This is a genomic window from Pseudomonas sp. 7SR1, assembly GCF_900156465.1.
Classification (GTDB): domain Bacteria; phylum Pseudomonadota; class Gammaproteobacteria; order Pseudomonadales; family Pseudomonadaceae; genus Aquipseudomonas.
On the sequence record NZ_LT707064.1, the window covers coordinates 1828144 to 1852325 of the forward strand.

22 protein-coding genes and 1 pseudogene are annotated in these 24182 nt (G+C 62.9%); 15 read left to right on the forward strand and 8 right to left on the reverse strand.

Annotated features, from left to right (window positions below):
- Positions 1 to 150: 150 nt before the first annotated feature.
- The 7 genes and pseudogenes from BW992_RS08235 to BW992_RS08265 all read left to right on the forward strand — a co-directional run bounded on the left by BW992_RS08235 (position 151) and on the right by BW992_RS08265 (position 6547).
- Positions 151 to 897 (forward strand): LytR/AlgR family response regulator transcription factor, encoded by a 747-nt coding sequence (locus BW992_RS08235; RefSeq protein ID WP_072390564.1) that lies wholly within the window; start codon positions 151 to 153, stop codon positions 895 to 897.
- A gap of 136 nt (positions 898 to 1033) precedes the next feature.
- Positions 1034 to 1975, forward strand: coding sequence for a hydroxymethylbilane synthase (gene hemC, locus BW992_RS08240; RefSeq protein WP_072390561.1), 942 nt, complete (start codon positions 1034 to 1036; stop codon positions 1973 to 1975).
- Positions 1972 to 2670 (forward strand): annotated as a pseudogene (locus BW992_RS27185) (uroporphyrinogen-III synthase); the annotation flags it as partial. The gene hemC and the pseudogene BW992_RS27185, both read left to right, overlap by 4 nt.
- Before the next feature lie 84 nt (positions 2671 to 2754).
- Positions 2755 to 3888, forward strand: a complete 1134-nt coding sequence (locus tag BW992_RS27190; protein WP_231991123.1) for a uroporphyrinogen-III C-methyltransferase — start codon at positions 2755 to 2757, stop codon at positions 3886 to 3888.
- Positions 3885 to 5129 (forward strand): heme biosynthesis HemY N-terminal domain-containing protein, encoded by a 1245-nt coding sequence (locus BW992_RS08250; RefSeq protein WP_072390555.1) that lies wholly within the window; start codon positions 3885 to 3887, stop codon positions 5127 to 5129. Before BW992_RS27190 ends, BW992_RS08250 begins: the two co-directional genes overlap by 4 nt.
- Before the next feature lie 242 nt (positions 5130 to 5371).
- Entirely contained in the window at positions 5372 to 5914 is a 543-nt protein-coding gene (locus BW992_RS08255; protein WP_072390552.1) for a disulfide bond formation protein B, read from the forward strand.
- Between the two features lie 174 nt (positions 5915 to 6088).
- Complete coding sequence (locus tag BW992_RS08265) at positions 6089 to 6547, forward strand: Rsd/AlgQ family anti-sigma factor (RefSeq protein ID WP_072390546.1); 459 nt, start codon at positions 6089 to 6091, stop codon at positions 6545 to 6547.
- 57 nt (positions 6548 to 6604) lie between these two features.
- On the opposite strand, the gene BW992_RS08270 is transcribed toward BW992_RS08265, so the two are convergent.
- Positions 6605 to 7270, reverse strand: coding sequence for an FKBP-type peptidyl-prolyl cis-trans isomerase (locus tag BW992_RS08270; protein WP_072390543.1), 666 nt, complete (start codon positions 7268 to 7270; stop codon positions 6605 to 6607).
- Positions 7271 to 7463: 193 nt separating this feature from the next.
- On the opposite strand from BW992_RS08270, the gene BW992_RS08280 reads away from it, so the two are divergent.
- The gene (locus BW992_RS08280; protein WP_076405983.1) at positions 7464 to 8606 is read left to right on the forward strand and encodes an AlgP family protein; all 1143 of its coding nucleotides are present in this window, start codon (positions 7464 to 7466) and stop codon (positions 8604 to 8606) included.
- Here the strand turns inward: BW992_RS08280 and BW992_RS08285 are convergent.
- On the reverse strand, positions 8603 to 9067 hold the full coding sequence (locus BW992_RS08285; protein WP_072430937.1) for a TIGR02444 family protein: 465 nt from the start codon (positions 9065 to 9067) through the stop codon (positions 8603 to 8605). The two genes, BW992_RS08280 and BW992_RS08285, sit on opposite strands and share 4 nt — an antisense overlap.
- Before the next feature lie 50 nt (positions 9068 to 9117).
- Between BW992_RS08285 and BW992_RS08290 the strand changes: the two genes are divergently transcribed.
- The 3 genes from BW992_RS08290 (at position 9118) to rhtB (ending at position 12342) form a co-directional block, all read left to right on the forward strand.
- Positions 9118 to 11028 (forward strand): ATP-binding cassette domain-containing protein, encoded by a 1911-nt coding sequence (locus BW992_RS08290; RefSeq protein WP_076405985.1) that lies wholly within the window; start codon positions 9118 to 9120, stop codon positions 11026 to 11028.
- On the forward strand, positions 11028 to 11609 hold the full coding sequence (locus BW992_RS08295; RefSeq protein ID WP_072390531.1) for a mechanosensitive ion channel family protein: 582 nt from the start codon (positions 11028 to 11030) through the stop codon (positions 11607 to 11609). The genes BW992_RS08290 and BW992_RS08295 overlap by 1 nt, the downstream gene beginning before the upstream one ends.
- A gap of 100 nt (positions 11610 to 11709) precedes the next feature.
- On the forward strand, positions 11710 to 12342 hold the full coding sequence (gene rhtB, locus BW992_RS08300; protein WP_072390528.1) for a homoserine/homoserine lactone efflux protein: 633 nt from the start codon (positions 11710 to 11712) through the stop codon (positions 12340 to 12342).
- Positions 12343 to 12401: 59 nt separating this feature from the next.
- On the opposite strand, the gene BW992_RS08305 is transcribed toward rhtB, so the two are convergent.
- The 4 genes from BW992_RS08305 to BW992_RS08320 all read right to left on the reverse strand — a co-directional run bounded on the left by BW992_RS08305 (position 12402) and on the right by BW992_RS08320 (position 15585).
- The gene (locus BW992_RS08305; RefSeq protein ID WP_053148498.1) at positions 12402 to 13145 is read right to left on the reverse strand and encodes a hypothetical protein; all 744 of its coding nucleotides are present in this window, start codon (positions 13143 to 13145) and stop codon (positions 12402 to 12404) included.
- A gap of 3 nt (positions 13146 to 13148) precedes the next feature.
- Positions 13149 to 13736, reverse strand: a complete 588-nt coding sequence (lpoB, locus tag BW992_RS08310; protein ID WP_072430935.1) for a penicillin-binding protein activator LpoB — start codon at positions 13734 to 13736, stop codon at positions 13149 to 13151.
- A gap of 64 nt (positions 13737 to 13800) precedes the next feature.
- Positions 13801 to 14172: a YcfL family protein gene (locus BW992_RS08315; RefSeq protein WP_003206754.1), complete on the reverse strand. Its 372-nt coding sequence runs from the start codon at positions 14170 to 14172 to the stop codon at positions 13801 to 13803.
- Positions 14173 to 14190: 18 nt separating this feature from the next.
- Positions 14191 to 15585: a COG3014 family protein gene (locus BW992_RS08320; RefSeq protein WP_076405988.1), complete on the reverse strand. Its 1395-nt coding sequence runs from the start codon at positions 15583 to 15585 to the stop codon at positions 14191 to 14193.
- 313 nt (positions 15586 to 15898) lie between these two features.
- On the opposite strand from BW992_RS08320, the gene BW992_RS08325 reads away from it, so the two are divergent.
- On the forward strand, positions 15899 to 17797 hold the full coding sequence (locus BW992_RS08325; protein WP_076405990.1) for a cytochrome c/FTR1 family iron permease: 1899 nt from the start codon (positions 15899 to 15901) through the stop codon (positions 17795 to 17797).
- Positions 17798 to 17852: 55 nt separating this feature from the next.
- On the opposite strand, the gene elbB is transcribed toward BW992_RS08325, so the two are convergent.
- On the reverse strand, positions 17853 to 18521 hold the full coding sequence (elbB, locus tag BW992_RS08330) for an isoprenoid biosynthesis glyoxalase ElbB (RefSeq protein ID WP_072390514.1): 669 nt from the start codon (positions 18519 to 18521) through the stop codon (positions 17853 to 17855).
- Between the two features lie 123 nt (positions 18522 to 18644).
- Here elbB and BW992_RS08335 point away from each other — a divergent pair, with 123 nt between their 5' ends.
- Positions 18645 to 19880: a sterol desaturase family protein gene (locus BW992_RS08335; protein WP_072458544.1), complete on the forward strand. Its 1236-nt coding sequence runs from the start codon at positions 18645 to 18647 to the stop codon at positions 19878 to 19880.
- On the opposite strand, the gene BW992_RS08340 is transcribed toward BW992_RS08335, so the two are convergent.
- Positions 19861 to 20484 carry a DedA family protein gene (locus BW992_RS08340; RefSeq protein ID WP_072390509.1) on the reverse strand — a complete coding sequence of 208 codons (624 nt, stop codon included), beginning with the start codon at positions 20482 to 20484 and terminating at the stop codon, positions 19861 to 19863. The two genes, BW992_RS08335 and BW992_RS08340, sit on opposite strands and share 20 nt — an antisense overlap.
- 357 nt (positions 20485 to 20841) lie before the next feature.
- Here BW992_RS08340 and hemB point away from each other — a divergent pair, with 357 nt between their 5' ends.
- Positions 20842 to 21855 (forward strand): porphobilinogen synthase, encoded by a 1014-nt coding sequence (hemB, locus tag BW992_RS08345; protein ID WP_072390506.1) that lies wholly within the window; start codon positions 20842 to 20844, stop codon positions 21853 to 21855.
- Positions 21856 to 21872: 17 nt separating this feature from the next.
- Complete coding sequence (gene ppk1, locus BW992_RS08350) at positions 21873 to 24095, forward strand: polyphosphate kinase 1 (protein WP_072390503.1); 2223 nt, start codon at positions 21873 to 21875, stop codon at positions 24093 to 24095.
- The last annotated feature ends 87 nt before the right edge of the window (positions 24096 to 24182 follow it).

The following is a 24182-nucleotide window of genomic DNA, read 5'->3' on the forward strand; positions in this document are numbered from 1 at the left end:
CATCGGTCGGCAAGCGCTGGTAAAGATAGGCAACCGCCTCGCGGCACTTTTTGGCCCTCGAACGAGTCTTAGCGTGGATCGCGGTGACGGATGTCACTTCCCCTGTCTACGCTATCCTTGTGCGAGACTCACGCAGGAATCCAGCGCAATATGAATGTCCTGATCGTTGATGACGAACCCCTGGCCCGCGAGCGCCTGAGCCGAATGGTTGGCGAGCTCGAGGGTTACAGTGTCCTGGAGCCGAGCGCCACCAATGGCGAAGAGGCGTTGGCCCTTATCGACAGCCACAAGCCGGATATCGTGCTGCTCGACATCCGCATGCCTGGCCTGGATGGCTTGCAGGTCGCGGCGAAGCTGTGCGAGCGAGAGTCGCCGCCCGCGGTGGTGTTCTGCACCACACGGGACGACTTTCCCCCCGATGTGTTGCAGGCCGGTGCCGTGGGCTACCTGGTCAAGCCAGTGGCCTCCGAGGCGTTGCTCGACGCCTTGCGCAAGGCCGAGCGGCCCAACCGGGCGCAACTGGCGGCATTGACCCGCCCGGCAGCCGAAAGCGGCAGCGGTCCGCGCAGTCACATCAGCGCGCGTACCCGCAAGGGTATCGAACTGATTCCGCTCAATCAGGTGGTCTATTTCATTGCCGACCATAAATACGTGACCTTGCGCCATGAGAGCGGCGAAGTCCTGCTGGACGAGCCACTCAAGGCCCTCGAAGACGAGTTCGGCGAGCGGTTCGTACGCATCCACCGCAACGCCCTCGTGGCACGCGAGCGTATCGAGCGTCTGCAACGGACCCCACTGGGGCATTTCCAACTGTTCCTCAAGGGCCTCAATGGCGATGCCCTGATCGTCAGCCGGCGGCACGTGGCTGGCGTGCGCAAGATGATGCAACAGCTTTAACCGTCACTGCGGAGCGTCCATGCGCTCCCTTTCCAGGATATTGACGGGCAGGGAGGCCCCGGGGTCGTGATTCAAGTCAAAGCGTATTTGGCTGAGCTGTTATTATTCGCCGTATCTTTTAAGTACGGATTGATCCATGTCCCCTCGCGAGATCCGCATCGCCACCCGTAAAAGCGCCCTGGCCCTCTGGCAGGCCGAATACGTCAAAGCCCGCCTGGAAGCGGCCCATCCCGGCCTGATCGTGACCCTGGTGCCCATGGTCAGCCGCGGTGACAAGCTGCTGGATTCGCCGCTATCGAAAATCGGCGGCAAAGGCCTGTTCGTCAAGGAACTGGAAACCGCGCTTTTGGACAACGAAGCCGACATCGCCGTGCATTCGATGAAAGACGTGCCCATGGATTTCCCGCAAGGCCTGGGTCTGTTCTGCATCTGCGAGCGCGAAGATCCGCGGGATGCGTTTGTCTCCAACACCTTCGCCAGCCTTGATGCCTTGCCTGCCGGGAGCGTGGTCGGCACCTCCAGCCTGCGTCGCCAGGCGCAGTTGCTGAGCCGTCGTCCGGACCTGCAGATCCGCTTCCTGCGCGGCAATGTCAATACGCGCTTGGCCAAGCTCGATGCCGGTGAGTATGACGCGATCATCCTGGCCGCCGCCGGCCTGATCCGCCTTGGCTTCGAAGACCGCATCACCTCGGCCATCAGCGTCGACGACAGTCTGCCCGCCGGCGGACAAGGCGCGGTGGGCATCGAGTGTCGCAGCGCCGACAGCGAAATCCATGCCTTGCTCGCGCCTCTGCACCACGACGACACCGCCACCCGGGTATTCGCCGAGCGTGCCCTCAACAAACACCTCAATGGTGGCTGCCAGGTTCCCATCGCCTGTTATGCCGTGCTCGAAGGCGAGCAGGTCTGGCTGCGCGGCCTGGTGGGCGATCCGAATGGCGGCCAACTGCTGGGCGCCGAAGGCCGCGCGCCGCGCGCCGACGCCGAAGCCCTGGGCGTGCGTGTGGCCGAAGACCTGCTGAGCCAGGGCGCCGACGACATCCTCAGGAAAGTCTACGGCGAGGCCGGCCACGCGTGACGGGCTGGCGGCTGCTGTTGACCCGGCCGGCGGATGAGTCGTCGGCCCTGGCGGCCGTACTGGCCGATGCCGGTATATTCACCAGCAGCCTGCCGCTGCTGGATATCGAGCCGCTTCCCATCGTCGATTCCGCACGGGCGATTCTCCAGCGCCTGGACCAGTACTGTGCCGTGATCGTGGTCAGCAAGCCCGCAGCCCGCTTGTGCGTGGAGCAATTGCGTCAGCACTGGCCCGAACCACCGGCGCTGCCGTGGTTCAGCGTGGGCGCCGCCACCGGGCAGATCCTCGCCGATGCCGGCCTGTGCGTGTTCTACCCGGACAATGGCGACGACAGCGAAGCCTTGCTTGAACTTCCCGCCTTGCGTCAGGCTCTCACCGGGCCCGAGCCACGAGTGTTGATCGTGCGTGGCGAGGGTGGACGCGGTTTGCTGGCTGAGCGTTTGCGTGAGCAAGGTGCTAGTGTCGACTATCTGGAGTTGTACCGGCGCACCCTGCCACGGTACCGCGAAGGTGAATTGCCGGCGAAGGTGCAAGCGGAACGCCTGAACGCGCTGATGGTCAGCAGTGGGCAGAGTTTCGAGCATCTGCACCGACTGGCCGGCTCAGCGTGGCCCGCCCTGGCGCGGCTGCCATTGTTTGTTCCAAGCCCAAGGGTTGCCGAGATGGCGCGTGCCGCCGGGGCCCGAACAGTTGTGGATTGCCGTGGCGCCAATGCCGCGGCTTTGCTGGCGGCGTTACGGGAACAAGCCGTGCCGTTTTCTAATGCAAAGGATGGACACGTGAGCGAAACAGCCTTGCCAAAAGAAGATCAAGACCGGCCTGCGATCGATGCGCCGGTTGAAACCCCGGCCCCAGCGGCGCCGCGTCGCGGCAACGGGTTGGCCATTGTTGCGTTGCTGCTGGGGGCCGCTGGCGTGGCCGTGGGTGGCTGGGGCGTCTGGCAGGTGCGGCACCTGCAGGCCAACAACCAACAGCAGGCCGCCCAGGTCCAGGCGCTGAATGACCAGGCGCAGAATCTCAAGCTCAACGAGCAGCGCCTCACTGATCGCCTCGCCCAGTTGCCCGCCGCCGAGGAGCTGGAGGAGCGGCGGCGCCTGGTCGCCCAGTTGCAAAGTGACCAGCAGCATCTGAACCAGCGCCTGGAGACGGTACTGGGCGCCAGCCGCAAGGATTGGCGTCTGGCCGAGGCCGAGCACCTGCTGCGCCTGGCCAGCCTGCGTCTTTCCGCCTTGCAGGACATCACCAGTGCCCAGGCGCTGGTCCAGGGCGCCGACGACATCCTGCGCGAGCAGAATGACCCGGGCTCGTTCGCTGCCCGGGAACAATTGGCCAAGACCCTCGCGGCGTTGCGCAGCACCGAACAGCCGGACCGGACCGGGCTGTTCCTGCAACTGGGCGCCCTGCGTGACCAGGTGCTGCAACTCTCGGAACTGGCACCTGAATACAAGGATCGCGGCGAGTCGCTGCTGGGCCTGACCGCCGATGGCGATGGCGCCAGCCGCTGGGCCCAGTGGTGGGATCAGATCTCGCGCTATATCCGCATCGATTTCAATGCCGACGAGAACGTCCGTCCGCTCCTGGCGGGGCAGAGCCTGATGCAGGTGCGCCTGGCCTTGAGCCTCGCCCTGGAACAGGCGCAGTGGGCCGCCCTCAATGGCCAGGCACCGGTCTACACCCAGGCGCTGACCGAGGCCCGCGATGTACTCAAGAACAACTTCAACCAGGACAACCCGCAAAGCAGGATCATGCTCGAGCGCGTGGTTGAGCTGGCCCGGCAACCGGTCACGGTGGTCACACCGGACCTGACGAGTGCCCTGAGCAGCGTCCAGGCTTACCTGGAGCGTCGCAACCTGAGCGCCGAAGAGTCGGTCAAGCCGCTGGCCAAGCCTGGCGAGCAGGGGGCCACGCCATGAAACGTCTCTACGTGATTCTGTTCGTGGTCATCGCTGTCGCCGCCTTGCTGGGCGTCGCGATCAGCGAGCATTCGGGTTACGTGCTGGTGGCGTACAAGAACTTCCGGTACGAGGCTGGCCTGTGGGTCACCCTGGCATTGGTGGTGTTGCTCTGGCTGCTCTGGTGGGGCCTGAGGGCCTTGCTCGGATTGGTGACCACGTCCGGCGGGGTGGTCAATCCCTGGTCGCGGCGCAATCGCAGTCGTCGCGTGCAAGTGGCGATCGAGCATGGCCAACTGGATCTGGCCGAAGGTCGCTGGGCCAGCGCCCAGCGGCATCTGCATCGTGCCGCCGAAGCCGAACGTCAACCCTTGCTCTACTACCTCGGCGCGGCTCGCGCGGCCAATGAACAAGGTCTTTACGAGCAGAGCGACAGCCTGCTGGAGCGGGCCCTGGAGCGACAGCCCCAGGCGGAGCTGGCCATTGCATTGACTCACGCCCAGTTGCAGATGGACCGGGGCGATACCGACGGAGCCTTGGTCACCCTGCAAGCCATGCACGATCGCCATCCTCATAACGCCCAGACCCTGCGCCAGTTGCAGCGCCTGCATCAACAGCGCGGGGATTGGTCGGCGGTGGTTCGCCTGTTGCCGGAACTGCGCAAGGACAAGGTCCTGCCGCCGGCGGAATTGGCGGAGCTGGAGCGTCGGGCCTGGGGGGAAAACCTGTCCCTGGCGGCCCACCGTGACGAAGACGGTAGCGTCGGCCTGCAATCGCTCAACCGTGCCTGGCAGCAACTGACCGCCGCACAGCGCCAGGAGTCGGCGCTGGTATTGGCCTACGCCGAACAACTGCGCCAACTGGGTGCCCAGGGCGAGGCCGAGGAGGTGTTGCGCACGGCGCTCAAGCGTCACTACGACAGCCACCTGGCACGCCTGTACGGGCTGGTCCGTGGGAACGATCCGATCCGGCAATTGCAGGCGGCCGAAGGCTGGCTCAAGGATCATCCGGCTGACTCCAGCCTGCTGCTGACATTGGGACGCCTGTGTCTGCAGAACAGCTTGTGGGGCAAGGCAAGGGATTACCTCGAAAGCAGCCTGCGGATCCAGCGCAACCCGGAAGCCTGTGCCGAACTGGCGCGCCTGCTGGCGCAACTGGGGGATGCCGAGCGCAGCAACCAGCTGTTCCAGGAAGGCCTGGGCTTGCTGGACGAGCGTCTGCTCGCCGCGCCGCTTCCGGCGTCCCAGGCCTTGCCTGGCTGATGCCGCGATCAACAGTGTCGGCGGTTCGTCTTGGCATCGCCAATGATTCGACCGCCGATAATGGTCCGGTTCAAGGCTCGGATGATGTCCTGGGGAAAGTCCTACAGGGGATCGCGCTGAATCCTCGAGTGTCTGTCGGGAATTCCCTACACCCCTGGTGAAGTGTCTGCGCGGGCCCGCCTTGAAAGGCCCGAGGGCTTTCCTCTACCGTAACTACCTGTCTCTTCTGTTACGGAACCGCCATGTCTTTGGCCTGCTCACGCTTCTTGTTTTTCATGGCTTCCATCGCTGCGGCCCTGGCCCTGGGCATCGCCAGCTACCTGGAATATGCGGTCGGCCTGACACCGTGCAGCCTGTGTGTCCTGCAGCGGTTGTGCCTGCTGCTGTTCCTGGGGAACTGCCTGGCGGCCTGTGTGCACGGCCCGGGCCACAAGGGCAGCATCGTCTACGGGGGCGTGGGGCTGATCCTGGTGTCGGGAGCGATGACATTGGCCTGGCGCCAGGTCCTGGTACAAAGTCATTCGGTCGAGCCGTTGCCCGATTGCTTCACCCGCATGGAGGGAGCGGGCTCATGGTGGAGCGCTGTGCATCGCGTCATCGACGGCGCGGTCGATTGCGCGAGCGTCACCTGGACGTTGTTCGATTTGAGCGTTCCCGAATGGAGCCTGCTGTTTTTTCTCGCCGTGTCCATCGCCATGACCTACCTGCTGCTTCGCCTTGTCTGGAACGCGCTGATCCGACCACTGGGCGGCAAGACGTCGCAGTTGGTCCGTGCTGTGGATTAAACACTTGTATGAACTTTATCTCCTGCGTACCTTGAAGCAGCTGTCGTGCGGGCATAATCTGGCCCGCACGTATCATTGGAATTATGCCGCTCGATCAAGTTGTGTCCGGCTTGCCATGAATCATCAGGCGTATGCAGGCTGCGAGGGGCATGACTCACAAGGGAAGAAATCGCCATGCTCGAAAGTTGTCAGAATGCTCAGGAACGCTGGGGTGGAGTGCATCTGCTGATCGACCGCTGGTTGCAGGAGCGTCACGAACTGGTTCGGGCCTATGATGCTCTCGGCGACAAGCCTGAAGCGCTGGGAGAGAGCCGCAAGCCGTTGCAGGAATTCTGCGGTGTGCTGGTCGACTACGTCTCTGCCGGTCATTTCGAGATCTACGAGCAATTGACGAGCGAAGCCAAGGCCTTCAACGACAAGCGTGGCCTGGAACTCGCCGAACAGATCTATCCACGTATCGATGTCATCACCGAAAAGCTGCTGGCCTTCAACGACCTCTGTGATGAAGGCAAGTGCGTGGCGGAAAAATTCAAGGAACTGGGTGGCTTGTTGCATGAGCGTTTCGAGCTGGAGGACTGCCTGATCGAAGTGCTGCACAACGCCCACAAGGAAGAGGCCGCGGTCCAGGCTTGAAGGATTTGAGGCAATAAAAAACGGTGCGCATTGCGCACCGTTTTTTATTGCCGGGCTTCAGGTCGTTGCGCCCAGCAGTTCGATCTCGAACACCAGCGGCGTGAAGGGGGGGATCACATCCCCGGCACCTTCGGCGCCGTAGGCCTGTGTCGAAGGAATCACCAATCGCCACTTCGCGCCCACCGGCATCTGCGGCAACGCGCTGCGCCAGCCATCGATCACGCTGTCGAGGCTGAACCATTGCGCCTGGCGGTTGGAGTCGAAGACGGTGCCGTCAGGCAGTCGACCCGTATACAACACCTGGACCTTGCCGTGGGGGCCGGCTTTCGTGCCATGGCCTGGCTTGAGTTCGGTCAGCAGGATGCCGTCCGCCAACTGCTGCACGCCAGGGCGGCTCCTTTCTTCAGCGAGAAATTTCTGTTCCGTCTTCAGCGCCACTTCGACCTGCGGTGTCGTCGACTGCGCGGTCAGTCGCGCCTGGTGTTCGGCCAGGAGCTGTTCGATACGCTCGTCACTGAGGGCCAGGGGCTTGCCCTGGTAGGCCTGTTTCAAACCTTCCACCAGCGCCTGGATCTGCAGATCCGGTACGTCCTGGCGCAATCGTTCTCCCAGGCTCGCGCCCAGGCTGTAGGCCAGGTCGCGGTCATCGTTCGTGCCGGCTTTCTCGGTGGCCTGGACCATGGAGCAAACCATGCACAGACATAAAAACAGGTGACGCCACATGTGTACTTTCTCCGGCCTCGAATCGAGGAATTATGCCAGCGCTGGTATCGATGGACATGGGTGGCTCTGGCAATGACACAGAAGATTTTTCGTCCCTTGCAACGCAACGTCCCGTGTACTGTCAACATGCCCTAGCGGCGGTTGCAGCAGAGGTCTAGTATGAGCCGCACTCACGTCAGTCAGGAGGTAAACCATGTCGGCCCCCAAGAAGCCAGTAAACACTCCGTTGCACTTGCTCCAACAACTGTCGGGCAGCCTGCTCGAGCATTTGGAAAATGCCTGCTCCCAAGCCCTGGCTGATGCTGAAAAACTGCTCGCCAAACTGGAAAAACAACGCGGCAAGGCTCAGGAAAAACTGCACAAGTCACGCACCAAGTTGCAAGAGGCGGCAACCGCCGGCAAGGCCAAGGCTCAAGCCAAGGCGAAAGACGCAGTGAAAGAACTCGAGAGCCTGCTCGATGCCTTGAAGGATCGTCAGTCCGAAACCCGCGCCTACATCCTGCAACTCAAACGCGATGCCCAGGAAAGCCTGAAGCTGGCTCAAGGCGTTGGTCGTGTACAGGAAGCCGCCGGCAAAGCGCTGACGCTTCGCGCCGCCAAGCCTGTCGCTGTATCGGCCAAGAAGCCTGCCGCTAAACCTGCCGCAGCAAAAACACCGGCCAAAGTGGCAGCCAAACCTGCCGTGAAGGCGCCTGCCAAAGCGGCGAGCAAACCGGCTGCCAAGCCTGCGGCGACCAAGCCGGTCGCTGCCAGCGCAGCCAAGCCCGCAGCGAAGAAACCAGCCGTCAAGGCTGCCGCCAAGCCGGTCGCGAAAGCGCCTGCTGCCAAACCTGCAGCAGCCAAACCGTCCGCTGCCAAGCCTGTCGCCAAACCCGCTGCCGCCAAACCTGCAACATCGAAGACCGCCGCGGCCAAGCCTGCTGCAAAAGTCGCTGCGAAACCAGTCGCCGCGAAAACGGCAGCCAAGCCAGCGGCAACCAAAACAGCAGCTGCAAAACCTGCTTCGGCCAAGCCGGCCGCTGCCAAGGCGCCTGCCAAGACCGCAGCCAAACCTGCTGCTGCCAAGCCCGCCGCGACCAAGACCGTCGCCAAGCCTGCTGCTGCCAAGCCGGCCGCAGCCAAGCCTGCTGCCAAGCCCGCAGCCAAGCCTGCGGCGAAATCGGCTGTGAAAAAGCCAGCCGCCGCCAAACCGGCGACGCCTACCGCAGCCAAGCCAGCGACAGCCGCTCCAGCTCCATCCTCGACACCCGCACCAACCGCCAGCACGCCGGCTCCGGCGCTGAACCCGAGCGTCACCACGACGTCGGGCACCAGCACCCCAACCAGCGCCTCCTAACGGCCGGATGCCGCGACGCGCAGCTGATGCAGCGCGTCGCGGTTCGGTTGGGCGATACTCGCCACTATTTCTTGCAGCCACAGCGCTGAATCTAAGGGGGGCCCTCCAGGCCATTCCCCGGTCGCGACTTGCAATCGCTCCAGCAACTTTCGCTCGGCCTCGAGTTCCAGCTGCTTGACCTGCTCGCGCAATTCATCGAGCGCAGTGTCATCAAGCGCGCGGACTTTCCATTGGGTGCGAAGGGTGCGTAACGGCTGGACGACCTCCATGTCCCAGGTTTCGGTCAATTGCCGAAGCTGCTCCAGCCTTCGTTCATCGCAGGTCACGCCGCGTTCTGCCAGCCACAGGCCGCAAAGCAGCAGGCAGACATTGGCGCCGCTGTCTTGCAGCGTCAGGCAAGCCTGCTCTACGCCGGGCCTGGCGTACAGGTCGAGGGAAAAACTCCACAGGTCAGGGGACATCGTGCTACTCGCGCCAGTTGCGAGCGAAGCTGGTAGACTCCGCCGCCATTATGATCCGACTTCAGAACCTGACTTTACAGCGTGGCCCGCAACGTCTGCTAGAAGACGCCGAGCTGACCCTGCACGCCGGCCACAAAGCCGGCCTTATCGGCGCCAACGGTGCCGGCAAATCCAGCCTGTTCGCCCTGCTGCGCGGTGAGTTGCATCCGGACTCCGGTGATTGCTCGCTGCCCGCCGACTGGCGTATCGCCCATATGCGCCAGGAGGTCGACACCCTCGAACGCCTGGCGGTGGACTATGTGCTCGACGGCGACGTGCGCCTTCGTCAGGTCCAGCGGGATCTGGCAGCCGCCGAAGCGGCTCACGATGGTGCCGCGCTGGCTCGCCTGCATTCGGAGCTCGACACCGCCGACGGCTATACCGCCGACGCCCGTGCGCGTAAATTGCTGGCAGGCCTGGGCTTCACCAACGAACAGATGGACCGCCAGGTCGGCGATTTCTCCGGTGGCTGGCGGATGCGCCTGAACCTGGCCCAGGCCTTGATGTGCCCCTCGGATCTTTTGCTGCTCGATGAACCGACCAACCACCTGGACCTCGACGCCATCATCTGGCTCGAAGACTGGCTCAAGAGTTATCCGGGCACGCTGCTGCTGATTTCCCACGACCGTGATTTCCTCGATGCCGTGGTGGATCACGTGGCCCATGTCGACCAGCGCAAGCTTGTGCTGTATCGCGGCGGCTACACCGCTTTCGAGCGCGCCCGTGCCGAGCGCCTGGCCCAGCAACAGCAGGCCTACGAGAAACAACAGGCGCAACGTGCGCACATGGAAAGCTACATCGCACGCTTCAAGGCACAGGCCACCAAGGCCCGGCAGGCCCAGAGCCGGATCAAGGCACTGGAGCGGATGGAAGAGCTGTCCGCGGCCCACGTCGATTCGCCGTTCGACTTCGTCTTTCGCGAGTCGACCAAGATTTCCAGCCCACTGATCGACCTGTCGGATGCTCGACTGGGTTACGGCGACAAGACCGTGCTGGAGAAGGTCAAGCTGCAGTTGACCCCCGGTGCGCGCATCGGCCTGCTGGGCCCCAACGGTGCCGGTAAATCGACCCTGATCAAGAACCTCTCCGGTGAGCTCGAGCCCCTGGCCGGACGCCTGACCCGTGGCGAGAACACCGTGGTGGGCTACTTCGCCCAGCATCAGTTGGATTCCCTCGACGCCAAGGCCAGCCCGTTGCTGCATTTGCAGCGTCTGGCGCCGACCGAGCGCGAGCAGACGTTGCGCGACTTCCTCGGCGGCTTCGACTTCCGCGGTGCTCGCATCGACGAACCGGTACTCAATTTCTCCGGTGGCGAAAAGGCCCGCCTGGCATTGGCCTTGATCGCCTGGGGACGGCCGAACCTGCTGTTGCTCGACGAACCGACCAACCACCTGGACCTGGAGATGCGCCTGGCCCTGACCATGGCGTTGCAGGAATTCAGCGGGGCTGTGTTGGTGGTGTCCCACGATCGGCATCTGCTCAAGAGCACCACGGACAATTTCTTCCTGGTGGCCGACGGCAAGGTCGAGGAATTCGACGGCGACCTGGAAGACTACGCGCGCTGGCTGGTGGAATACCGCCAGCGCAACGCGCCGGTCAGCACCACGCCGGTGAACCCGGACAAGACAGACAAGAAAGCCCAGCGCCAGGCCGCGGCGGCGCTGCGTCAACAGTTGGCGCCCCATAAGCGCGAGGCCGATAAGCTGGAGGCCGAGCTGGGCAAGGTGCACGAAAAACTGCAGAAGATCGAAACCAGCCTGGGCGACAGTGGTCTCTACGAAGCGGCGCGCAAGGATGAGTTGCGCGATCTGTTGGCCGAACAGGCCCGGTTGAAGATTCGTGAAGCGGAACTTGAGGAGGCGTGGATGCAAGCCCTGGAGTTGCTGGAAACCCTGCAGGCGGAGCTGGAGGCACTGTCCTGATGGAAGCGTTGACCGTGCCCATCCCCGTGATGTGGATCGAGCCGATCTGGCTCGGTGTACAGGTGCTGCTGATCCTGCTGGCCGGCTACATCGCACAGCGTTTCGTGGCGCGAGCCCTCACCGGCCTTGGCGAGCGCTACCCCATTCCACCGCAACTGGTGATCATCCTGCGCGGCGTGCTGCGCTGGTTGATCATGGGCAGCGCGATGCTCGTGGTGCTCGAACGCCTGGGTGTCTCCGCCACGGTGCTGTGGACAGCGTTGTCGGGGTTTGTCGCCGTGGCGGCGGTGGCGTTCTTCGCCATCTGGAGCGTGCTGTCCAACCTGCTGTGCGCCGTCTTGATCTACACCGTCGGTCCGTTTCGCCTGGGGGATGTGGTCGAGCTGGTGGAAGCCACCGACAAGCCCGGTATCAAGGGCCGGGTGGTGGCGATCAACCTGCTTTACACCACTCTGATCGAGCCCGAGGAGCTCGGCACCGGCAGTTCCATGATCCAGGTGCCGAACAGCCTGTTCTTCCAGCGCTCGGTCCGTCGCTGGCGCGGTAGCGAGGCGTTTCCGGTGGGTGGCCTGATCGAGTGACCCACCCCTGGCGGGGCGCCGGTCTTGAAAAATAACGGTGGTCAAGCGCGCGGCGGAGCATTAGCTTATTCGTTTCGACGAATCTTGGCCGAGGTGTGCAATGCTGCTGGAAACATGGCTGGCGTTTTTCGCCGCTTGCTGGGTGATCAGCCTGTCGCCGGGCGCCGGTGCCATCGCATCGATGTCCAGCGGCCTGCAATATGGTTTCTGGCGCGGTTACTGGAATGCCCTGGGCCTGCAACTGGGCCTGGCGCTGCAGATCGTGATCGTCGCCGCGGGTGTCGGCGCGATCCTCACCGCGTCGGCCACGGCGTTCTATGCCATCAAATGGTTTGGCGTCGCCTACCTGGTTTACCTGGGCGTCAAGCAGTGGCGCGCCATTCCTGGCGATATCAGTGACGATGCGGCCGTACGGCCTATCGGCAAGCCCATGGCGCTGGTGTTCCGCGGTTTGCTGGTCAACATCAGCAACCCCAAGGCCCTGGTGTTCATGCTGGCGGTACTGCCGCAGTTCATCGACCCCCACGCACCCCTGGTCAAGCAGTACCTGATCCTGGGCGTGACCATGATCTGTGTCGACCTTGTCGTCATGGCCGGCTACACCGGGCTGGCGTCGAAGGTCTTGCGCCTGTTGCGTACGCCCAAGCAGCAACGGCGGATGAACCGGACCTTTGCCGGGTTGTTCATCGGCGCGGCGGGCTTGCTGGCGACGATTCGCAAGGCTGCGGTGTAAAGCGAACGAAACCTGTGGCGAGGGGATAAATACCCTCGCCACAGGGGATCGCTGAACCTTCAGCGCAGGATCACCGGCGCGCTATCCCGGGGCAGGTTATTGCGCTGCACCGGCTCGCCGGGTTGCTGGTAGCTCGGGCCACCGAGCTGTTCGCTCATCTGCCGCGCCACATCTTCGCCCAGCGCCTTGGACACCTCGCGCACGACCCGTGGGCGATTCAGGCTGATGCGCACGTCCCGGTGGTTCAACAGCTTGGTGTCCTGGCCTTCACCCATGGCGGTGAACGCCGAGGTGATCTCGAAGGTCCTGGTGTTGATCAGGCTGAAGTCGGCCACCAGGGTCAGGGCGAGCACCGCCGAGTAGCTGTCGGTGTTGGCCAGTTCGTTGACGTCGCGGGTGAAGTCGATGTCCGACACGGTGCCGAAGAGCACGTAGTCGGCGCCCTTGAAATGGCCGGCCTTGATGCGCTTGATCACGTCATAGACATCGCCTTTGGACGACGCGGTGTAGGGCGTGCCCTGCACCAGCTGGAACATCCCGCTGCGCAGGATCTCGCCCTTGATGTCACCGGTGAATTTGCGCAGTTCGCCCTGCTCGATGTAGCTGCTGGTGGCTTCCATCTCGTCGTAGCTCGACGATGCGCTGGCGCTGTAGGCGCCCGCCTGGAAGTTGCTCTGGGCCGACACCGTATGGATGTATTCCTCCACCCGCTCCTGGTACGCCAGGTCGGTGACGGCGACTTTCGGGGCCGCCTGCGCGCCGAACGCACAGGCCAGGGCCATGATGCCTATCCATGTGCGCATGGCTTAGCGCTCCGTGGTCTTGCGGATTTCTTTTTCGTCCATCCACTCGGCCAGACCGCTTTCGACGTCGATCAGTTGCAGGCTGAATTTGTAGAAGACGTCCTTGTAGTCGCTGCTGCGCTTGACGATGGAGCTGATGGAACCTTCGAGACGGTACTTGGCGGCGATCATGTTGCCGGTCTTGGCCACGGTGCTCTTCTTGTACAGGCCGCTCTGGTTCTGCAGCTTGAGCTGGTCGACCTGGCTGTCCATGGCGTTGTTGTCGCTGGCGAAACGCGCCGCGCCGGTCTTCATCAGCTGGGTCTTGATGCTGGTGGTGATTTCGCGGGTGTCGATGTACTCGCTGGTCTTGTTCTTCACGTCATAGACCTGGACCACAGGGCGACCCTGCAGGACTCCGGACTGGGCCAGGGAGCGGGTCATGGACTCGGCGATCATCTGCAGGTCGGTGGAGCCGAACTCGTTGGTCACGGTTTCCACGGCCTTGGTGTCACCGTAGGTGATGTTCTTGTTGCCCAGCACCGGGGAGTTATTGGCGCAGCCGCTGACCAGCAGGGCGGCGAGGGCGAGGGATGAAATGCGTACGAACATGTAGGGCTCTCGAAAGCTGAAAAAGGGATAACGCGTCACTCGGGCGTTTTTTGTGGGAGCGTCTTTAAGGGGTATTGATTTCCAACCGGAAATCCACGGCCTTTGGTGTCGGAGCGATGGCCGGCAGGAAGCTGGTCTGTTCGCCATAGAGCGTCAGGCTTTTCCAGGTTTCTTCCTCGGCGATAGGGAAACCCTCAGGTCCCAGCCAGGCGAAGCGGTAGTACATCGTCTTGTTGTTGTAGCTGGTATTGCTCAGTTGCACATTGACGGTCATGTAGCCGTTTTCCCGTGCCACGCGCATGGCACCCACCACGATGTTCTTGGTTTTGCCCATGGCCACGACCTTGCTGGCAGCGCTGCCCGGCTCCGGTGGCGGCGGGGTGGCGCAACCGGCCAGCAAGGCCAGGGCGCCGACGGCGATCAGTTTTAAACGCATGTGAGCAAGACTCCGTTCTTAAGGTTGCTTGAGGCTGGCGATGGCGGTCGGGTTGGCGCTCGGGATCACCCGGGCGGCCAGGCCACCGGCGAAGACCTGATTGCCCACGGCCCGCAGGCTGACCACTTGGTAACGCTGGTCGACCATCACCTTGACCACCGAGCCGCCTGTGGCGTTGGGCAGGGTGACTTCGTGCTCGCCTTTCTTGAGGCGCAGGCGTACCACTTGGGTGTAGTCCGGCAGGGTGCGCCAGGTCCGGGTGTCTGCGCCTTCGAGCACGGCCGAGGTGAGGCCTACGGCCAGGCCGGCCAGTGGGTTGGTTTCGTTGATCTGTTTCTGCGCTACGCCACGGGTGATGGCGCGCACGGTGGTGCGCAGGATGATGCCCGGCATGTCATCGCGCAGGGCGCGGCGGGACATGGCGGTGGTGCTGTTGAGTTGGGTCAGGTCCAACTGGCGGCCATCGACGCCGATCTGGGCGAAGGTGGCGGTGGAGGTGTCGGGCTTGATCACCGGGAACGACAATGGCGTGATGACGACATTGCCGCTGATGGGCAGGGGCAGGGGGATGCGGATCGAATCACGGGCCGGCGCCAGGCCGCTCTGCACCACGATCAGGACGTCGCTGTCATCGTTCTTTGCGGCAGGCTTGTCGAGGTTGAGCAGTGCCTGTTCCAGCAGCGGGGTATTGGGACGCAGCTCGGCGGCCTTGCGATAACCCGGTGCGGCCAGGTTTTTCTCGCCCAGGGCCTCATAGACGAAACCGGCCAGATAATGGCTGAATGCGCTCTGATAACTGTTCTTGAGGCCGACCACTTCCGGCGCGTCGAGGCTGGCCACCGGATAGCCCTGCAGGTCCTTGTACTCGGTCCTGACCCCTTGCTGCTCGGCCTCTTCTTCGCGCTTGAGGTACTGCTTGTCCCGCAGGTCGGCGATCACCGCTTCGCGTTCGTGGGTTTTCTTGATCTGGGTCCGGGCGCCATCGAAGTCGTTCACGGCGAGCAGGTTCAGGGCCATCTGCGTGGTCAGCATGACCTTTTCGTAGTCATAACCCTCATAGCGCCGGACCTTGTCGTTGACCAGGAAGCTGGCGAACTGGGCGGCATACCTGGCGGTGTCCAGCTTGACCGCGTCTTCCCACTGGCCGACCTGCTGGTCCGCGCTGGTCCAGGCCGTCTGGCTGCCGGACAGATCGCCCTTGGCCCGCAGCAGCTCCCCTTTTTCGAAGTAGTACAGCAGGTCCTTGTCCTTGCTGTTGTTCTTTTCCAGCAGGGTCAGGGCCGCATCGACGTTGCCGGAGGCGAGCTGTTGGTTGGTCTGGGCCAGTTCGCTGTCGTAATTACGGAAAACCGAACAGCCGGACAGCAAGGTGATCGCACCGAGAGCGACCGAGAAAACGGCACGGGAGGCCATGAACATTCTTCCCTGAGGTATCAGCCAGGTGTGCGGGTCGGGCTGGGGCGATCCACGGACATGCGTCGGAACGCTGTCGGTTCCTCGCATTCGGAGGAGCTTTTTTTGCCTCGGACATCGAGAAGGCGGCGGGATTATAAACATGGCCGTTGGCTATGTAATGGCTTTTCAATTCCTAAATGCCGTTTTTGTGACATCACTTCCAAAGCATGAAGATCCGATGAAAAAGCACCTGCGGAGCATATCGGCGCTTGAGTCGAAGGCTGTGGACGTGAACAATGTGTTACTTCTTATTTCCAACTGAGAATTGTTGATGATTGCCCCGCTTCGTTTTCTGGGCTGGCTTGCGCTACCGTTGCTGGCCCTGTGTAGCCCCCATTTGCTGGCCGATACCCTTGAAGGCGCCCCACAGGCGCTGCATCTGCTGGATTACATCGGTGCGGATTACCCGGCGACAGTGGAGGCGGGGAAGGTCATCGACGAGTCCGAATACCGCGAACAACTGGAATTCATCCAGGTGCTGGAGGGGCTGGTCGTTGCGCTGCCGGCCAAGCCGGAAAAGGCCGAGCTGACACAGGGCATCGGCGCCCTGCGTAACGCGATCAGCCAACGCCAGGATGGCGCCGAGGTGGCCCGAATGGCCCGCCAGATGGGGGCCCGGCTGGCGGTGGCCTATGAGGTCAGCCAGGCACCGGTCATCACCCCGGACCCTGCTCGCGGGGCATCGCTGTACGCTCAGAACTGCTCGGTTTGCCATGGCGACAGCGGCGCTGGCGATGGCCCTGCCGGTGTCGGCCTGGAGCCGCCGCCCGCCAACCTGCGCGACAGCAAACGACTGGACAACCTTAGCCTCTATGCCATCTACAGCACCCTCGGCCTGGGCGTCGAAGGCACCGACATGCCGGCATTCGCCGACCAGCTCGACGACCGTCAGCGCTGGGACCTGGCGACCTACATCGCCAGCTTCAGTGCCGATCCTGCCGCCGCGAAGGGCGAGCAGACCTTCAATCTCGCCGACCTGGCTCGCCAGACGCCGGCCGAAGTCCTGGCGACGCAAGGCCCGGCCGCTGCGGCCACCTTCCGCGCCCAGCGTGCCCAGCCGCCTCAGGTCCAGCGCGGCCCGGCGCAATTGCTCGATTACACTGCCGCCACCCTGGATAAAAGCATCGCGGCGTACCGTGCCGGTGAGCATGACCAGGCTTACGATCTGTCGGTAGCCGCCTATCTGGAAGGTTTCGAGCTGGTGGAGAGCTCGCTGGATAACGTGGATGCAAACGTGCGCAAGGATACGGAAAAAGCCTTGATGGCCTACCGTCAGTCCTTGCAGGACGGCCTGCCGGTGGAGCAGGCCGAGCAGCGCCTGGCGGCGGCGAAGGCCAAGCTGGAGGAATCCGCGGGCTTGCTGGGCGGCGATGGCCTGAGCTGGTCGCTGAGCTACATTTCCGGCCTGCTGATCCTGTTGCGCGAGGGGTTGGAAGCGATCCTGGTGCTGGCGGCGATCCTGGCGTTCCTGCGCAATACCGGCCAGCAATCGGCGGTTCGCAGCGTCAACGTCGGTTGGGGGCTGGCGCTGCTGGCCGGCCTGGCGACCTGGGGCCTGGCTGCCTATGTGATCGACGTCAGCGGCGCCCAGCGTGAGCTGCTCGAGGGCGCAACGGCCCTGTTCGCCAGCGTGATGGTGCTGTGGCTGGGTGTGTGGATGCACGACCGGCGTCACGCCGCGGCCTGGCAGGACTACATCAAGAGCAGCCTGGTCGGCGGTGGTGGCCGTTTCGGCTTTGCCATCCTGGCGTTTTTCTCGGTTTATCGCGAGCTGTTCGAAGTGATCCTGTTCTACGAGACCCTGTGGCTGCAGGCTGGCCCTGCCGGGCATGACGCCGTGCTGGCGGGTGGCGCGACGGCTCTGGTACTACTGGTGGGGCTGGCCTGGGTGATCCTGCGCGGTTCGGCGCGCTTGCCGCTGGCGCTGTTCTTCAGCATCAACGCGGCGTTGCTGTGCGCCTTGTCGGTGGTGTTCGCCGGCCATGGCGTGAAGGCCCTGCAGGAGGCCGGCATCTTCGGAACTCGTCCGGTGGCGTTCTTTGACTTCGACTGGCTGGGCATTCACGCCGATGCCTATTCGTTGGCGGCCCAGGTGATCGCGATCGTGGCGATTGTCGTGTTGTATGGACGCAGTTGGGTGGCGGAGAAGCGGCGGGTTCAGGCGTCCTGACGGACTGCCCGTTCGGTTCGCTGCGGGAGCGAGTCGGCTCGCCCCCGCGGCGGTTTCAGATGTCGTTCTCGTGGGTCAGTTCCAGCACGCGGTCCACCAGTTTATTGATGCCTGAGGCCGCTTCGCTGATGTTCTGCGCCAGCATGTAGGCCGGGGTACTCACCAGTTTGCGCGCAGTGTCTTCGACGATGTCGGTGACGGCGCAGTCTTCGTGGGAGCCCCCCATCTTGGTCACCGCCGCCGCTGTGTCGACATCCGTGCCGATGGTGCAGGTTACGCCGGGGCCGTAGATCTTCGCGGCCAGCGCCGGGGAAATGCAGATCAGTCCTACCGGCTTGCCGGCCTCGGCGAAGGCTTCGGTCAGCTCCAGGACTTGCGGTTGCACCGTGCAACCGGCCCCTTCGACGGCAAAGTTGGACAGGTTTTTCGCCGAGCCGAAGCCCCCGGGAATAATCAGGGCATCGAAGTCCTCGACCCTGGCTTCGCGCAGGTCCTTCACGTTGCCCCGGGCGATCCGGGCCGACTCCACCAGCACGTTGCGGCTTTCGGGCATTTCCTCGCCGGTCAGGTGATTGATCACATGCAACTGGGCGATATTGGGGGCGAAGCACTGCACTTGCGCGCCGCGCTGATCAAGGCGCAGCAAGGTGATCACGCTTTCGTGGATCTCGGCGCCGTCGTACACGCCACAGCCGGAAAGGATCACTGCAACTTTTTTGCTCATGGGCTTTTCTCCAGATTCATGGCGTTAAATGTCCACTAATTTGTCACTCGTTGCCATAGGGTTCTCGGGCGGCTACACCTAATCTGCCGACTATCTCCTTGCCTCGCGTGCCCGGGTCGCGTCATGAATTTCATTCTGTATGCCGTGCCGTTCTTCTTCGTCCTGATAGCCGTCGAGCTGCTGGCCGACCGTTGGCGTGGCGTGAGCCACTACCGGGTCGCCGACGCGATCAACAGCCTGAGCACCGGCGTGCTGTCCACCACTACCGGCCTGCTGACCAAGGGCGTGGGATTGGTGACCTATGCCTTCGCCCTGGAGCACCTGGCCATTGTGCGGTTGCCTGCCGACCAGACCTGGGTCTGGGTGCTGGCCTTCGTGTTCTACGATTTCTGCTACTACTGGCTGCACCGCATGGGGCATGAACGCAATATCCTCTGGGCCGCTCATTCTGTGCATCACCAGAGCGAGGACTACAACCTCTCCACCGCCTTGCGCCAGACCAGCACGGGCTTTGTGTTGAGTTGGATTTTCTACTTGCCGCTGGCGGTGCTGGGCGTGCCGCTGGTGGTGTTCGTCAGCGTCGCGGCGTTGAATCTGTTGTATCAGTTCTGGGTTCATACCCAGCACATTCCCAAGCTCGGTTGGCTGGAGTGGTGCTTCGTTACGCCGTCCAATCATCGTGCCCACCATGCGCAGAACCTTCTCTATATGGATCGCAACTACGGAGGGGTGTTCATTATTTGGGACCGTCTGTTCGGCACCTTCCAGGAAGAAGACGATAACGAGCCGGTGATCTTTGGCGTGACCACGCCGCTGGCGAGCTGGAATCCGCTGTGGGCCAACCTGCAGTTCTACGCACAATTGTGGACGGATGCCCGGCGGGCAGAGCATGGGTGGGACAAGCTGCGCATCTGGTTCATGCCCACAGGCTGGAGGCCGGCGGACGTCGCGGCCAGGTACCCGCTGAACAAGCCGGACCTGAGCCGTTTCCGCAAGTTCGACGTACCGCTGGACAGGCGCCAGCAGTGGTATGTGGCGCTGCAGTTCTGTGTCTACATAGCGCTGGGCAGTTATCTGATGAACCTGGAGAACAGCCTGCCGGTCGCCGCCCTGGTGCTGGGCTGGGGGACGGTTGCGTTCGGGATCTTCGTGTTGGGCGTGGCCCTGGAGGATCGGCCGTGGGCGCGGCGGCTGGAACTGTTGCGCCTGGCTTCGAACCTGCCCCTGGTGTGGCTGGCGCCCTTGGTCGGATTATGGCCAGCCAGCCCGGTGGCTTGGGTCGGCTTGCTCTGCTACAGCCTGCTCAGCTGCATCGGCCTTTACTGCTGCCGCCATCGCCTCACTCGTTGGGCGTCGTAGGTTCGCCTGGCCTGGCTTGCTCCAGCCGCTCGGCTTCGAGGGTCTTGCGAGCCAGGCGTGCATTCTTGATACGGCGTCGCAACCACAGGCACAGGCCCAGCACCAGCAGTGCGCCAAGTACCCACAGTTCATATTTCTTGATGCTGCCCAGCATGCCTTCGAGGACCGCGCCGAAGTGATAAGCGGCGGCGGCCAGCGCCGTGGCCCAGATGGCTGCGCCAATGCCATTGAGCAAGAGGTAGCGGCCCGGCGGATAGCCCGAGAGGCCGATGGCCACCGGCATGACCGTACGCAGCCCGTAGACGAAGCGGAAGCTCAGGACCCAGATGTCCGGATGCCGACGAATGTGCTCCAGGGCACGATCACCCATCAATTGCCAGCGGGGCTTGCGCGCCAATAGCTTGCGACCATGCTTGCGACCCAGGAAGTACCATAGCTGGTCGCCCGCGTAGCTGCCGCAGAACGCCACGACGACCACCAGGTTGATGTCCATGTAGCCACGGAACGCCAGGAAGCCTGCGAGCACCAGGATGGTTTCACCTTCGAAGAACGTGCCGATGAACAGGGCCAGGTAGCCGAAGTCATTGAGAAATTGTTGGAGCATTGTCTGGGTGCTGGCGAAATGAACGCGCAGCCTAACCCTTCAGACACATTCAGGAAAGTATCGAAATGTGTCTCGACGTGAACAATTCCTACAACGACAATAACTGCGACGACAGGTCACAGTTGCGCAAGTGCTGCTCCTGGGTCGCAATGTTCCTGCTGAGGCGATTGGATCCGGTTGCCAGGCAAGGTGCTGCGCCCGGTCATGGTCCGCCATGACGGGAGACGGCGACCGGCCTGCCCGCAAAGCCGCCGCAGCAGCCCTGTGGTTCAAATGCAACACTTCTGTAATGTGTTCGTCATAATGACCGCTTATAACTGTCACGCTCGCCCGTCTGCGCGGGCTCAGGAGTCTGCCGTGAGCTTTACCCCCGCCAACCGTCTGTTCCCTGCCACCCGCCTGCGTCGCAATCGCCGTGATGAATTCTCTCGTCGGTTGGTGCGTGAAAACGTTCTGACCACCAACGACCTGATCCTGCCGGTGTTCGTACTGGATGGGGAGAACCGCCGTGAGGAAGTGGCATCAATGCCCGGCGTGGAACGCCTGACCATCGACCTGCTGCTGGAAGAGGCCGCCAACTGGGTGGAGCTGGGCATTCCAGCGCTGGCGTTGTTTCCGGTGACGCCACCGGGGCTCAAGTCCCTGGATGCCGCCGAAGCCTGGAACCCGGAGGGTATCGCCCAGCGCGCGACCCGTGCCTTGCGCGAGCGTTTCCCTGAACTGGGGGTGATCACCGACGTGGCGCTGGACCCGTTCACCACCCACGGGCAGGACGGCATCCTCGATGAAGACGGTTACGTGCAGAACGATATCACCGTCGATGCGCTGGTCAGGCAGGCGCTGTCCCACGCCGAGGCGGGTGCCCAGGTGGTGGCGCCGTCTGACATGATGGACGGTCGCATCCAGGCGATCCGCGAAGCCCTCGAGGTGGCCGGTCACGTCAACGTGCGCATCATGGCCTATTCGGCCAAGTACGCCAGCGCCTATTACGGCCCGTTCCGCGATGCGGTCGGCTCGGCCCTGAACCTGGGCAAGGCGAACAAGGCCTCCTACCAGATGGACCCGGCCAACAGCCAGGAAGCCCTGCACGAAGTGGCCGCCGACCTGTCGGAAGGGGCCGACATGGTCATGGTCAAGCCAGGCATGCCTTACCTCGACATTCTTTGCCGGGTGAAAGACGAATTCAAAGTCCCGACCTTTGTCTACCAGGTCAGCGGCGAATACGCCATGCACATGGCCGCCATCCAGAACGGCTGGCTGAGTGAAGGGGTGATCCTCGAATCATTGACCGCTTTCAAGCGCGCAGGGGCTGATGGCATCCTGACTTACTTCGCCGTGCGCGCCGCCCAATTGCTACGAGAGCAGAAATAGCCTCCCAGGAACTTGCGATGAATACCGAAGGACTCACTGAAGTTGCCGTAAAAGACGCTCAACCCGTGGTCGAGCAGGTCGCCGAAACGCCGCCGGAGCTGGACCCCGTTCCTGCGGTCGCCGCCGAGCCGGCTCCGACCCCGGCCCCGGCGATTGCGATCCCCAACCTGGATGACAGCAGCCTGTACATCCATCGTGAGCTGTCGCAACTGCAGTTCAACATCCGCGTGCTGGAACAGGCGCTGGACGAGTCCTATCCCTTGCTGGAGCGGCTGAAATTCCTGCTGATCTTCTCCAGCAACCTGGACGAGTTCTTCGAAATCCGTGTGGCCGGCCTGAAGAAGCAGATCACTTTCGCCCGCGAGCAGGCCGGCGCTGACGGCCTGCAACCGCATCAGGCCCTGGCGCGCATCAGCGAGCTGGTCCACGGTCATGTCGACCGCCAGTACGCGATCCTCAACGACATCCTGTTGCCGGAGCTTGAAAAGCATCAGGTCCGCTTCATTCGTCGTCGCTACTGGACCACCAAACTCAAGACCTGGGTGCGCCGTTATTTCCGCGATGAGATCGCCCCGATCATCACGCCGATCGGCCTCGACCCGACGCACCCGTTCCCGTTGCTGGTCAACAAGAGCCTGAACTTCATCGTCGAGCTGGAGGGCATCGACGCCTTCGGTCGCGATTCCGGCCTGGCGATCATTCCCGCGCCGCGCCTGCTGCCGCGCATCATCCGCGTGCCGGAAGATGTCGGTGGTCCCGGCGACAATTATGTATTCCTGTCCTCGATGATCCATGCTCACGCCGATGACCTGTTCCAGGGCATGAAGGTCAAGGGCTGCTACCAGTTCCGCCTGACGCGTAACGCGGACCTGTCGGTGGACACCGAGGACGTCGAAGACCTGGCGCGCGCCCTGCGTGGCGAGTTGTTCTCCCGCCGCTATGGCGATGCAGTCCGCCTGGAAGTGGCCGACACCTGCCCCAAGCACCTGTCCGACTACCTGCTCAAACAGTTCAACCTGCACGAGACCGAGCTGTATCAGGTCAATGGCCCGGTCAACCTGACCCGGCTGTTCAGCATTACCGGCCTGGACAGCCATCCGGAGCTGCAGTACTCGCCCTTCACACCGCAGATTCCGAAGCTGTTGCAAAACAGCGAGAACATTTTCAGCGTGATCAGCAAGCAGGACATCCTGCTGCTGCACCCGTTCGAGTCGTTTACACCCGTGGTCGACCTGCTGCGCCAGGCCGCCAAGGACCCTCACGTCCTGGCGGTGCGCCAGACTCTGTACCGCAGCGGTGCCAACTCGGAAATCGTCGATGCCCTGGTGGATGCGGCGCGCAACGGCAAGGAAGTCACGGCGGTGATCGAATTGCGGGCGCGTTTCGATGAAGAGTCCAACCTGCAGCTGGCCAGCCGTCTGCAAGCGGCCGGTGCGGTGGTGATCTACGGCGTGGTGGGTTTCAAGACCCACGCCAAGATGATGCTTATCCTGCGCCGTGAGGCCGGTGAGATCGTGCGTTACGCCCACCTGGGTACCGGCAACTACCACGCGGCTAACGCCCGCCTGTATACCGACTACAGCCTGCTGACCTCCGACGATGCCTTGTGCGAAGACGTGGGCAAGCTGTTCAGCCAGTTGATCGGCATGGGCAAGACCCTGCGCATGAAGAAGCTGCTGCATGCGCCGTTCACCCTGAAGAAGGGCATGCTCGACATGATCGCCCGGGAGACCCAGTTCGCCCTGGACGGCAAGCCGGCGCATATCATCGCCAAGTTCAACTCGCTGACCGATCCGAAAATCATCCGTGCGCTGTACAAGGCCAGCCAGTCAGGCGTGCGCATCGACCTGGTGGTGCGTGGCATGTGCTGCCTGCGACCGGGTATTCCGGGGGTTTCCCATAACATCCATGTGCGTTCGATCATCGGCCGCTTCCTGGAACACACGCGGGTGTTCTACTTCCTCAACGGCGGCGAGGAACAGATGTTCCTGTCCAGCGCCGACTGGATGGAGCGCAACCTCGACAAGCGCGTCGAGACCTGCTTCCCGGTGGAAGGCAAGAAACTGATCCTGCGAGTGAAGAAAGAGCTGGAAAGCTATCTCACCGACAATACCCACAGCTGGATCCTGCAATCGGATGGCCGGTACATCCGCAACACGCCGACCGGCAACCAGAACCCACGCAGCGCCCAGGCGACATTGCTGGAGCGCTTGAGCAGCCCGGTGCTGGCGGTTCGTTAAGGTCGGGGTGATGCAGTTCTGATGGTTAAGGGGTATCTGTGGCGAAGGATTCAGCGAAACGTCGCACCACCCCGCTGGGCTGCGAAG

What these genes read in the sequence shown, in the direction of transcription:
- BW992_RS08250 (WP_072390555.1), top strand. Translation starts at nt 3,885, where the DNA reads ATGAAACGTCTCTACGTGATTCTGTTCGTGGTCATCGCTGTCGCCGCC.
- BW992_RS08290 (WP_076405985.1), top strand. Translation starts at nt 9,118, where the DNA reads ATGATCCGACTTCAGAACCTGACTTTACAGCGTGGCCCGCAACGTCTG.
- BW992_RS08325 (WP_076405990.1), top strand. Translation starts at nt 15,899, where the DNA reads ATGATTGCCCCGCTTCGTTTTCTGGGCTGGCTTGCGCTACCGTTGCTG.
- BW992_RS08255 (WP_072390552.1), top strand. Translation starts at nt 5,372, where the DNA reads ATGTCTTTGGCCTGCTCACGCTTCTTGTTTTTCATGGCTTCCATCGCT.
- BW992_RS08280 (WP_076405983.1), top strand. Translation starts at nt 7,464, where the DNA reads ATGTCGGCCCCCAAGAAGCCAGTAAACACTCCGTTGCACTTGCTCCAA.
- lpoB (WP_072430935.1), bottom strand. Translation starts at nt 13,736, where the DNA reads ATGTTCGTACGCATTTCATCCCTCGCCCTCGCCGCCCTGCTGGTCAGC.
- BW992_RS08335 (WP_072458544.1), top strand. Translation starts at nt 18,645, where the DNA reads ATGAATTTCATTCTGTATGCCGTGCCGTTCTTCTTCGTCCTGATAGCC.
- BW992_RS08235 (WP_072390564.1), top strand. Translation starts at nt 151, where the DNA reads ATGAATGTCCTGATCGTTGATGACGAACCCCTGGCCCGCGAGCGCCTG.
- BW992_RS08265 (WP_072390546.1), top strand. Translation starts at nt 6,089, where the DNA reads ATGCTCGAAAGTTGTCAGAATGCTCAGGAACGCTGGGGTGGAGTGCAT.
- BW992_RS08315 (WP_003206754.1), bottom strand. Translation starts at nt 14,172, where the DNA reads ATGCGTTTAAAACTGATCGCCGTCGGCGCCCTGGCCTTGCTGGCCGGT.
- hemC (WP_072390561.1), top strand. Translation starts at nt 1,034, where the DNA reads ATGTCCCCTCGCGAGATCCGCATCGCCACCCGTAAAAGCGCCCTGGCC.
- BW992_RS08340 (WP_072390509.1), bottom strand. Translation starts at nt 20,484, where the DNA reads ATGCTCCAACAATTTCTCAATGACTTCGGCTACCTGGCCCTGTTCATC.
- BW992_RS08305 (WP_053148498.1), bottom strand. Translation starts at nt 13,145, where the DNA reads ATGCGCACATGGATAGGCATCATGGCCCTGGCCTGTGCGTTCGGCGCG.
- BW992_RS08320 (WP_076405988.1), bottom strand. Translation starts at nt 15,585, where the DNA reads ATGGCCTCCCGTGCCGTTTTCTCGGTCGCTCTCGGTGCGATCACCTTG.
- elbB (WP_072390514.1), bottom strand. Translation starts at nt 18,521, where the DNA reads ATGAGCAAAAAAGTTGCAGTGATCCTTTCCGGCTGTGGCGTGTACGAC.
- BW992_RS08295 (WP_072390531.1), top strand. Translation starts at nt 11,028, where the DNA reads ATGGAAGCGTTGACCGTGCCCATCCCCGTGATGTGGATCGAGCCGATC.
- BW992_RS08270 (WP_072390543.1), bottom strand. Translation starts at nt 7,270, where the DNA reads ATGTGGCGTCACCTGTTTTTATGTCTGTGCATGGTTTGCTCCATGGTC.
- BW992_RS08285 (WP_072430937.1), bottom strand. Translation starts at nt 9,067, where the DNA reads ATGTCCCCTGACCTGTGGAGTTTTTCCCTCGACCTGTACGCCAGGCCC.
- rhtB (WP_072390528.1), top strand. Translation starts at nt 11,710, where the DNA reads ATGCTGCTGGAAACATGGCTGGCGTTTTTCGCCGCTTGCTGGGTGATC.
- ppk1 (WP_072390503.1), top strand. Translation starts at nt 21,873, where the DNA reads ATGAATACCGAAGGACTCACTGAAGTTGCCGTAAAAGACGCTCAACCC.